This window comes from Syntrophales bacterium (genome assembly GCA_023229765.1).
Classification (GTDB): Bacteria; Desulfobacterota; Syntrophia; order Syntrophales; family UBA5619; genus DYTH01.
Window position 1 is genome coordinate 17467 of record JALNYO010000044.1, and the last position, 10115, is coordinate 27581.

Annotated in this window: 10 protein-coding genes; 8 read left to right on the forward strand and 2 right to left on the reverse strand. The window is 48.9% G+C overall.

The window, feature by feature from the left end:
- Positions 1-171 precede the first annotated feature (171 nt).
- Together M0P74_15900 and M0P74_15905 are read right to left on the reverse strand one after the other, a co-directional pair.
- Complete coding sequence (locus M0P74_15900; protein MCK9365071.1) at positions 172-966, reverse strand: AAA family ATPase; 795 nt, start codon at positions 964-966, stop codon at positions 172-174.
- 60 nt (positions 967-1026) lie between these two features.
- A complete protein-coding gene (locus M0P74_15905; GenBank protein MCK9365072.1) occupies positions 1027-1500 on the reverse strand; it encodes a hypothetical protein in 474 nt (157 codons plus the stop codon).
- Positions 1501-1692: 192 nt separating this feature from the next.
- Between M0P74_15905 and M0P74_15910 the strand changes: the two genes are divergently transcribed.
- From M0P74_15910 to M0P74_15945, 8 genes are all read left to right on the forward strand, one after another.
- A complete protein-coding gene (locus tag M0P74_15910; protein MCK9365073.1) occupies positions 1693-1974 on the forward strand; it encodes a hypothetical protein in 282 nt (93 codons plus the stop codon).
- A gap of 17 nt (positions 1975-1991) precedes the next feature.
- Complete coding sequence (locus M0P74_15915) at positions 1992-3932, forward strand: aldehyde ferredoxin oxidoreductase family protein (protein ID MCK9365074.1); 1941 nt, start codon at positions 1992-1994, stop codon at positions 3930-3932.
- Between the two features lie 21 nt (positions 3933-3953).
- The gene (locus M0P74_15920) at positions 3954-4451 is read left to right on the forward strand and encodes a 4Fe-4S dicluster domain-containing protein (protein ID MCK9365075.1); all 498 of its coding nucleotides are present in this window, start codon (positions 3954-3956) and stop codon (positions 4449-4451) included.
- A 570-nt stretch (positions 4452-5021) separates the two neighbouring features.
- On the forward strand, positions 5022-6329 hold the full coding sequence (locus M0P74_15925) for a hypothetical protein (protein ID MCK9365076.1): 1308 nt from the start codon (positions 5022-5024) through the stop codon (positions 6327-6329).
- Complete coding sequence (locus M0P74_15930; protein MCK9365077.1) at positions 6326-6808, forward strand: tetratricopeptide repeat protein; 483 nt, start codon at positions 6326-6328, stop codon at positions 6806-6808. The genes M0P74_15925 and M0P74_15930 overlap by 4 nt, the downstream gene beginning before the upstream one ends.
- Positions 6805-7884, forward strand: a complete 1080-nt coding sequence (locus M0P74_15935) for a redoxin domain-containing protein (GenBank protein MCK9365078.1) — start codon at positions 6805-6807, stop codon at positions 7882-7884. Before M0P74_15930 ends, M0P74_15935 begins: the two co-directional genes overlap by 4 nt.
- Positions 7881-8903: a hypothetical protein gene (locus tag M0P74_15940; protein MCK9365079.1), complete on the forward strand. Its 1023-nt coding sequence runs from the start codon at positions 7881-7883 to the stop codon at positions 8901-8903. The genes M0P74_15935 and M0P74_15940 overlap by 4 nt, the downstream gene beginning before the upstream one ends.
- A partial coding sequence (locus tag M0P74_15945) for a hypothetical protein (protein ID MCK9365080.1) occupies positions 8900-10115 on the forward strand: 1216 nt, incomplete at its 3' end. The genes M0P74_15940 and M0P74_15945, both read left to right, overlap by 4 nt.

Sequence of the window (10115 nt, forward strand, 5' to 3'; positions counted from 1 at the left end):
CCCGATAGAGACATTATGAACATTAAGCTTCGCTTTCGGGAATGACAAATGGTTTTGCAATTGCCTCTCATGTATATATTTATTCATAAAACGCGTGCAATTATAATGATTTGTGTAGAGAGAAGGCTTTCGTTAAGGTATTTTTCCGCGGTCAGCGTGCGAGGACAAGGTTTATAATGAATCTTTGATGATCCCCGAGACGATATTCTGATCGATTAGCTCTACTTTTAAGCCAAAACCGATTAACAGGGCCAAATCACAGATATTGTTTATTTTACGAGGAACGCCTCCAGAGTACGCGCATATGGTTTCGAACGCTTCATCTGAAAAGATATTTTTTTTAAGTCCCGCTTTTTCCAGACGAAAAAGTATATACTTTGTCGTATCGCTCCGGCTCAAGGGGTTGAGATGATAGCGGATGGCGACGCGCTGATCGAGTTGTTTATTGCTCACTATCATATCACGCAACTCTGGCTGCCCCAGGAAGAGCAAATTTAATAAATAGCGGTCGTTCATCTGAAAATTCAAGAGCATGCGAATCTCTTCAAAGGTATCTTTGTATATTGTCTGAGCCTCGTCAATTATGAGCAGGGAAATCGTGCTTTTGTTGGAATTTTCCATCAGTTTGTTGTTCAGGGTTTTGAGCATTTCCGTTTTGGTTGTGGCTTGTGAGCTAAGACCGAGTTGGTAAAGTGTTTCACTAAGGAAATCTAATGGTTCCAAGGATGGGTTGGCAATCAGACCGATATCAATATTCTCATGTTGCATCTGCTTTATTAAAACACGACTTAGCAATGTTTTGCCACAGCCGATTTCACCAGTCAGCAGCAAAGCGCCCTTGTTGCGTCTAATTCCATAGGTGATCCTCGAGAGCGCTTCTTCGTGTTCTGACGAAAAGAAAAAAAATTCCGGGTCAGGCGTATTTTCAAAAGGATATTTTTGTAAACCCCAATATTCTAAATACACTTTCTCACCCTTTTTCTATGTCATGGACGGATATTGTAAATCAGAACAGACACTAAATTTCTATTCTACCATGTCGGGATATAAGACCAGAAAAAATAAATCTTTTTCCTCTATAACGATGCTGGTAATCTTAATGGTGAACATATTACCGCGCTGTAATTCATTGGTACAAACCGCCCTAATACTATAAGGAAAAGAAGGCTTTACCAAGGCAACAACATCCTGAATTGAGCGCCCATCTGTTATTTTTAGAAAATCATTCATATTAATAGTTTGAAGGTCGTCAAGCAGGGTTTTTACCAATTGGGCGGCGGCTGCCGTCCAGCCGGTGATACGTCCCTCCCCGGTAATGAAAAAAATTATGCTCTCCGTGTATTTACGTTCTTCCAGGCCCTCCGTTCGGTGCTTCATCCAGAGGTAGGCCGCCTGCAAGGCTTGATTTGCTTCTTTACACTCTTGGCTGGTTATATTGTTGTTATGGTTTTCCAAGGATTTTCTAATCTCATCTTCCCGCGGGTGTTCTTGTACAGACATTTTTTTGCACCATAAAGATGATTTTTATAATATATGCATTATGTTATTACACTAAACAAACGTCGGCAGTCAAGAATATTTTAAAGCTCTGATAAAGCTCTGAAAGAGCTTGACATCCATGAACGGTTTCTATAAAAAGGACAAAGATATCTATATGGGACCTACATTGACTACAGTTATAAGGAGTGTAAAATGGCCATAGAGAACGAGAAAGTTTCCGCATCGGAATCGCTTCGCAAGACGAGAACATACGGCAAGGTCAGATGCATGAACCCAAGCTGCATGGGACGGCTGGAGCCTTCCCCTGGAAGCATGCAGATTACCTGCCCGGTCTGTGGGATGTCATATCGACTTTTCTGGGTGACACCGGAGCTGCCGAGAATCCGCGGTCCGGTCTGGGAGGTTAACCGCAAGTTAGCGGAAGATGTAATGGCGAAAAAAAAATTAGAAGCGTCTAAAGACGGTTCCATATAGAAGAGGAGGAACGCAAAATGGCATTGGACCGGAAAATTGCATACATTGATCTCTCTACCGGTAAATCAGAGATCAAGCCCATTCCCTTGGAAGTAAGAAAGAAATTTATAGGCGGCCGGGGTTTAGACGCCTATCTGCTTTTCAATAACGCACCGAAAGGCTGTGACCCGCTTGGTCCGGAAAACACTTTAATTATCAGCGGTGGATTACTTACAGCCACCTGCGCCTCCGCTACATCGCGAACGCACATCATGGCCAAATCCCCGCTTACCGGTCTTTTGGGGAGTACGAATATGGGGGGGTTTTTCTCCGCGGAAATGGCTTGGGCGGGTTTCCACCATCTGGTCATTACCGGCAAGGCGGAAAAACCTGTTTATCTGTGGATCCACAACGGTCAGATTGAAATCCGCGACGCCTCGAAATTATGGGGCAAATCATCCACGGAGACTCAATGGGCCATCCGCGAGGAATTGGGGGATCAGGAGATAAAAAGCGCCGTCATCGGTCAGGCCGGAGAAAATCTTGTAACGTATGCCAATGTGATGACCGGAATTAAGAATGCCGGCGGTCGCACCGGCATGGGCTGTGTGATGGGATCGAAAAACCTCAAGGCTGTTGCCGTCCGCGGCACAATGGATATCAAAATCGCCCACCCGCTGGAGGCGCTGGAATTCAACAAAAAATTCATCGAGCAGATCACCACCGCCAAGGTTAATAAAACCCAGGGCACATTGGGAACGCCTTTTATCTGGGGGGCCACCAATAGCTGGGGAGGTATTCGAACCAGGAACTTCCAGTTTAATCAGATGGAGAATGCTGACGAAATTGAACCGGAATCACTGGACGATATCGCGACCGAAACCATGGGGCCGTATCACATGACGGGGTGTTTCGGCTGCCAGGTGCATTGCCGCGCCCAGTACAGAATACCATCCGGCCCTTATGCCGGGATATACGACGAGGGGCCCGAATATACGTCCGTCGGCGCTTTCGGCAGTGAGCCGGATTGCAACAGGGCCGAGACGGTTCTGACCGCCAACTATCTGGCGAATCAGTACGGCGTGGATAATCTGGAAATCGGCAGCATCATCTCCTGGGCGATGGAACTCTACGAATTGGGAATCATCACCAGCAAGGAAACCGATGGCATTGATCTTCGCTTCAGCAATGCGGACGCTTTAATAGAGATGATCCACCGAATTTGCACCCGCAAAGGCTGGTTGGGCAATGTTCTGGCCGACGGGGGAATCCCGGCATCCGAAAAAATAGGCAAGCATTCTTTCGATTATCTGATCCAGGTCAAGGGGATGAACAACCTCCATTCCGATGAACGAGCCACACCCGGTCTCGCTTTGAATATAGCAACCTCGTCCCGCGGTTCCGACCATTTGCGGAGTCGGCCTGCCATCGACCTGTATCATCTTCCGGAGAGCGTGCTGCGCAAGATTTACAGCAGCCCGGTCCCCTACGAAGGCCCCCTCTCCTCCGATTCAATGGAGTATATTGGGAAACCCTGGCAGGTTTTCTGGCAGGAAAACTGCTACATGGCGGTTGATTCTATCGGAATCTGCAAATATCACACTACGTTTTTAGGGGCGACGTTGCCGAACTTTGAGGATTGGCCCCAGGCGATTTACCTCAACACAGGTCTTGAGATGACCCCTAAGGATATTTGGGACGCTGCCGAGCGCGGCAACAATATGGAGAGGCTTTTCAATCTGCGGGAGGGTCTGACGCGCTACGATCTGGTCAAGGGCGATATGCTCAATCATCGTTATTTTGATGAGCCTTGTCTAAGGGGAGCGCCAGATGTTATCGGCGTCATGATCGATCGGAAGAAGTTCGACATTATGGTTGATGAATTCTATGGACATCACGGCTGGGACAAAGAAGGCGCCCCGACGAAAGCAACTTTAAAACGCCTGGGTCTGGATCAAGAGCCAACCCATTTGCTTTAGATAAAAACAGAGGAGAGAATAATGGAGAAAATTCTGACGGTTAATTACGAAAAATGCACCGGCTGTCGCCTCTGCGAACTCGTTTGTTCTGTTAAGCATGAAGGGGTGTCAAACCCGTCAAAAAGCAGAATCCAAGTGGTGAAATGGGAGGATGAAGGCCGATATGTTCCGATGATCTGCCAGCAGTGCGAGGATGCGCCCTGTCAGAGCGTCTGTCCGGTAGGCGCCATTTCCCGAGACAAGGAATTCGGTTTTATGAAGGTCAATTACGATGTCTGTATCGGCTGTCGTTCGTGTGTCAGCATCTGTCCCTTCGGCGCGATGAATTATAATACGATGGCGCGCAAGGTCTTTAAATGCGATTTATGTGACGGCGATCCTCAATGTGCTCGTTTTTGCGAAGTAAAAGCGATTGAGTTTGTCACGGCGGACAAGGTCAGTTCGCTTAAGAAAAGAGAGGGCGCCGCGCGCCAGTCTGCGGCGGGGAAACAAGCTCTGGTAATAGAAGAACGTACCTGAACGGAGGTTCACGAAAAGAAACTAACGGGCGCCCATCTTGGGATGACGGTAAAAATCGTCATCCCAGGATGGGTTTTTTGTTTTACCGTCCCGTTATCTAAAGTCTTCCTCCGCAGTTTCCGGAACGTCCTTTAAACTTGTGTAGTCACTGTGGTGGTCTGATGGTGGTTTTGGACATGGATACAGGAGCGGTTATTTTCGTTGGCTACGGCAAGGGGGGTAACGCTCTTGCTCCCTTCTGGAAAAAGCTCAAACGGTCCCGGGCAAAAAGTAAAGGCTGTCGCTATGGATATGTCGCCGGCCTACATCAGCGCCGTTCTTGAGCATCTTCGCCAAGGCGACTATGGTGTTTGACCATTTTATGAAGATCAAGCTTCGCTTTCATGTTATCAAGCTCTTCAATGACAAACTGTCCGTTCTCCGAAGTCAACAAACAGGAGGCTGAGATTCTTTTGGCTGGCAGGATATTTGCAAGCAAAAAGATTAAACTGAGAATGGTGTTGTCCTGGAATGAAAATTAACCGTGGAAGAGAGGAACGTATTATGAGCATGACCCGCCGGATTTGTATCTTGTCAAGTTTGATTGGTTGGTTGATTCTTTTTCTTTTTGCCAAGGGCAGCGTCTGGGCGCAGGCCCCCGCGAAGACATCCTGTGTTACAGCGAGTTGCCACGCAAAGATGGGGAAGGACAAGTTTGTTCATGGCCCCGCGGCCGTCAACGACTGCCTGGTATGTCACAAAGAAACGGAGAAACACAAATTTCTTCCCATCAAGAATGTCGGAGCGCTCTGTTACAGTTGCCACGATCCGGTTGACACAAAGAAGGCCGTGCACAAACCGGTGAAAGACGGCAATTGCACCTTGTGTCACAGCCCTCACCAGGCGCCGAACAAGTTCATGCTCCGGAGCGCGGGAGTCGATCTTTGTTTTACCTGTCATTCCCGGAAGCTCGTTGCCGGAAAATTTCTCCACGGGCCGGTGGCCGTCGGCGACTGCACGGCCTGCCACAGTGTTCATCAATCCGATTTCCCCAGGCTGCTGCAGGCGCAGATGAGCGATGTCTGCTATTCCTGCCATGTGGACAAGAAGGAGGATTTCGGGAAAAAGAAGGTTGTCCATAAGCCGGTTAAAGAGAGTTGCGTGGCTTGCCATACGGTGCATTCTTCGGATCATAGCCCCCAGTTGAAAAACGACGCAGCTTCGGCGCTTTGTTTTGATTGCCATAAGGGAATGAAGGAGTCGATTGCCAAGCGCAAGGTTCCCCATAAGGCCCTCGGTTTGCAAAAAGGCTGTCTGGCGTGTCACAATGCGCACGCCACCAACTTCCCCAGGTTGCTCGGCGATGAACCGATGAACGCCTGTTTTAAGTGTCACGATAAAACATACGGGAGCGGAAAGAAGGCCGTGGCCAACATCAAACAGATTGTCGAAGAGGGAAAATTCAAGCATGGTCCCATCTTGGAAAAGGACTGCTCCTCCTGCCACGACACGCACGGTTCCGATTATTTCAGAATACTGAGAAGCAATTTCCCGCCGCTGTTTTATGCCCCTTTCAACGTGGCGAATTACGAGCTCTGCTTTACATGCCATCAGAAGACATTGGTGCAGGACAGCAAGACGACGACCCTCACCGGCTTTCGCAATGGCGACAGAAATCTGCATTTCGTCCATGTCAACAAGGCGGATAAGGGAAGAACCTGTCGCGCTTGCCATGAAGGGCATGCCAACAACAACCCTCACCATGTCCGCGACGCGGTCCCGTTTGGCGGATGGAAGATCCCGATTAACTTTAAAAAGATGCCGGATGGCGGCACCTGCCTGCCGGGATGCCATGCCGAATACCCCTATAACCGTGTGAAGCCGGTGAAGTACCGATGAAAATAAAAGTAGCGCTGCTGCTGATTTTTTTCTTTATGATTGCCTCCGGATACGGTTTTGCGTCGGCGGAGGATACCCTGCCCCTTTCCGTGAAACTGCTTATCAAGGCCAAAAATGTGGCGGAGATTGAACGCGAAGCCAAGAGGTTGGATGATGCAGGCACCAAATTTCTGGCCTCGCTCGCCTATGGCGAGGCCTGCCTCCTGCGTGGCGATTTGGGCCAGGCGGAAATCCATTTCCGGCGAGCGATGGAAATCAACCCCGGTGGCATTGAAGGCAAGATAGGGATGGCCAAGACGCTGGCGGCCGGAAAAGAGACGGAAAAGGCAGTACAATTGTTAAATGACTCCTTGCGAACAAGTCCCCATCCGGTGCGGCTCCATTATGAAAAGGGGCTGATATTGGAAGCGGCGGGCGATGTTCCGGGCGCTGCTCGCGCCTTCGAGCAGGGATTGGAAAGGTATTTTTCAAAAAGATGAAAAAATTGCTGCTTTCACTATTCGTCATGTTTTGCCTTTTACTTTCCTCGGAATGCGTCTCCGCGCTGCGGGATTTGCAAACGGGAGAGGCAATTCCCCCTTTTTCCGTCAGCAATGCGGCCAGTAAGAGCTTCTCCCTGACGGAGCTTGCGGGTAAAAAGGGGACGTTGTTGATTTTCTGGCAGACCTCGACGAAAAACTCACAGAAGGCCCTAAGGCTGCTTGAGACGAATTACGCCAAGTGGAAGAAGCAGGGGCTGGAAATAGTAGCTGTTAACGTGGAGGAACAGAATATCACCGAGGATGATCTCAAAAAAATAAAGGCGGCTTCCGAAGGACTTACCTTCCCCATGTTTGTAGATTTCGGTTTGACGCTGTTTGACAAACTGGGAGTTATTGCCCTGCCCACCTTGATCTTGCTTGATAACAACCTGGTGATCAGCCGGGAGATGTCCGGCTTTCCCCTTGTCGGTTCCCAACTTTTTTTTGAAGAGGTCGGATACTTTCTGGGTGATAAACGATTGGTGGAGCAGGAGGTTTACCGGCCCGTCAAGCTGGCAATGTTGTCCTATCAGATGGGGCGCAAGTTTGAAAAGAAAAAGGATTATGACAGGGCTATCGATCTTTACGAAAAAGCCTTGAAAGCCGATCCCAAATATGTCAAACCTATCGTCCGGCTGATGGAATTGTATTTGAGTTTGAAGCGGATCGACGAGGCAGAGGCATTGCCGGCAAAGATCGATGCAACCATATTGGATAATCCGGCAGTGATGATGAGCAGGGGAAAGCTGTATTATCATGACAAGGATGCAGACAAAGCCATGAAGATGTTTGCTGAAAGCCTAACCAGGGAAGAAACCCCGGACGCCTATGTCTATTCCGGCTTTATTTCCTATGGTAAGGGTTTGCGGGAGGAGGCGGAAGCCTCTTTTGCCCATGCCGCTTCCCTGAGCAACAAGTCGCCGGAGATCATGAACAAGATCGGCAAATTTTTTGCGGAGAAGGGCGAATATGCCAAGGCCAACGGTTACTATAAGCAGGCCTTGGAGGAAATCTTAAAGACCGGCGGTAAATGAGAAAAAAATGGCAAAGGATCTGGCTGCTGGCGGCAGCTGTTTTGTTCGGCTGGCAGGCGTTTGCCTTGGCGGCTGACGAAAGCGGCATGCGGATTGTGCTGCCCGGCAATATGACCTGTTTGTCCGGCAGCAGTGCTGCATTCGTCGTCGCTGTCGATCCCCGAAAGATTGACACTGTTTCCGCCGGCGTCAACAAAAAAACCCCCAGCGTTTTGCCGGTTGCCGACAAGGAACGAAACAGGCGGCCCGACGGCATGATAAGCATTTGCGCTATCCTGACCCTCGATGAAGGTGAAAACATCGTGACCGTAAATGGTTACCGACAGGGGAAAGAGGTTGTAAGGGAAAGTTTGAAGTTGTTTTACGCGGCGAAGTCTTCCCGCGATAAAAGTGTTGCTCCTCCCGCTTATCGGGCCGTTCCCTTCCATACGACAAGAGGGGAGGCAATGTGTGTCGATTGCCACAAAGGGCTGGTGCTGCCGGTAAAAAAAATGACGCTTCCTGCCGATTCCCCCTGTCTTGGCTGCCATCCCCAGATCGTTGCGGAAAAGTTCAAGCATGGGCCGGCGGCGGTAGGCGACTGTGTTAGTTGCCATGCCGCTTCGGGCGCGAACAAATATGGTACTGCCAAGCCATTGAAAAAACTATGTTTCACCTGCCACGAAGAGGCCATGAAGCCCTGGCAGGACAAGAAATATACCCACGGTCCCACCGCAACCGGCGACTGTGCGATATGCCATGATCCTCATTCCTCCGCCGAGAAATTTTTCCTGCGGAAAAAAACCAATGCCCTGTGCATAGGTTGTCACGAAGAGAAGGCTACCGGGAAGCATGTCATTGCCAGTTATGTGTTTGGCAACACCCATCCCCTATCGGGGGGGAAAAACCCGATGCAGCCGGACAGGGCCTTTTCCTGCGCCTCCTGTCACTCGCCTCATGCCGCCAACAGCAGGGAAATCTTTGCCTTTGAAACCCCGGGAGGAAAAATGGGAATTTGTCAGGCTTGTCATAAAAAATGAGAATGTTAAACGTCAGTTTAAACCAGAAGCTAATCGGCATAACCATTGCGGCTTTCGTGATCATCATCGGCTTGGGGACGGTAAATCAGTATAAGTCGGTAAGAAAAGAGAATATTGCGTACCAGCAAGAGAAGGTAATGAACATCTCCAACTGCATCCTGAGTGGAGTAAGCATGTTGATGCTCCAGAACAAATGCGCTGAAGTGCAAGATTTTGTGGGAAAGGCCGCCTTAGATAAAAAAATCTGGATGTTGCAGATATTCAGGCCGGACAATGGTATAATAATAGCGTCTTCCCAAAGATTTGATGTGGGCAGGAGGTTGGGGGAAGCGGATTATGAAGGATACGTGAAGCATGGTAACGGGGAGATTTTTTTTATTGAAGAAAACAAAACGAAGTATTTTATGAGATTTTTGCCCATTACAAACATGCCCCCCTGTCGGAGGTGTCATTCTGCCGACAGGGGCGTGCTCGGCGTTATTGGGGTGAAAATCCCGATGGTCGCGGTCTATTCGCTTGTTCGGCCTATTCTTATTGATAACGTATGGTTCACCCTGCTTTCGATTGTCCTTTTTTCCCTCGTTTTTTCCTTTATCGTGATCAAGTTGATCCATGAACCACTGGACGAGATCATGGAAATGATACAGTATGTCGAAGATGGAAATTTTAAAAAGCGAGTTACCGTAAAACACGATGATATCATAGGAAGGCTGGCGGAAAAGTTTAATGCCATGACCTGGAGAATAAGCGAATCCCAGAAGGAAGTGGAAGCGTATCACCGGGCGCAGATGAAAAGAGCTTCCCAGATGGCCATGATCGGCGAGATTGCCTCCGGCATCGCCCATGAGATTAAAAATCCCCTTGCCTGCATCAGCGCCGCTCTGCAGGTGATCGAAGACGACCTTGAAGAAAAAAACGAACACAAGATGGTAATTAGGGAAGTCGTAAATCAAATAAAGCGTCTGGATGGCACGGTAAAAAAAATACTTGAATTTGCGAAGCCTGTGAGCGCCGAGAAAAAGTTGACGGCCATTGACGCAGTTCTACAGGAAACGCTGTTGTTAATCAGTCAGTTTGCCAATCAAAAATCTATCGAAGTCAATGTTTCCGGCGGCGAAGGGATTAAAAAAGTATATGGCGACGGCAAGGCGTTGAGACAGGTGTTTTTGAACATTTGTCTCAACGCCATCGAGGCCATGCAGGAAAAGGGGG

What these genes read in the sequence shown, in the direction of transcription:
- M0P74_15905 (MCK9365072.1), bottom strand. Translation starts at nt 1,500, where the DNA reads ATGTCTGTACAAGAACACCCGCGGGAAGATGAGATTAGAAAATCCTTG.
- M0P74_15910 (MCK9365073.1), top strand. Translation starts at nt 1,693, where the DNA reads ATGGCCATAGAGAACGAGAAAGTTTCCGCATCGGAATCGCTTCGCAAG.
- M0P74_15915 (MCK9365074.1), top strand. Translation starts at nt 1,992, where the DNA reads ATGGCATTGGACCGGAAAATTGCATACATTGATCTCTCTACCGGTAAA.
- M0P74_15920 (MCK9365075.1), top strand. Translation starts at nt 3,954, where the DNA reads ATGGAGAAAATTCTGACGGTTAATTACGAAAAATGCACCGGCTGTCGC.
- M0P74_15930 (MCK9365077.1), top strand. Translation starts at nt 6,326, where the DNA reads ATGAAAATAAAAGTAGCGCTGCTGCTGATTTTTTTCTTTATGATTGCC.
- M0P74_15935 (MCK9365078.1), top strand. Translation starts at nt 6,805, where the DNA reads ATGAAAAAATTGCTGCTTTCACTATTCGTCATGTTTTGCCTTTTACTT.
- M0P74_15940 (MCK9365079.1), top strand. Translation starts at nt 7,881, where the DNA reads ATGAGAAAAAAATGGCAAAGGATCTGGCTGCTGGCGGCAGCTGTTTTG.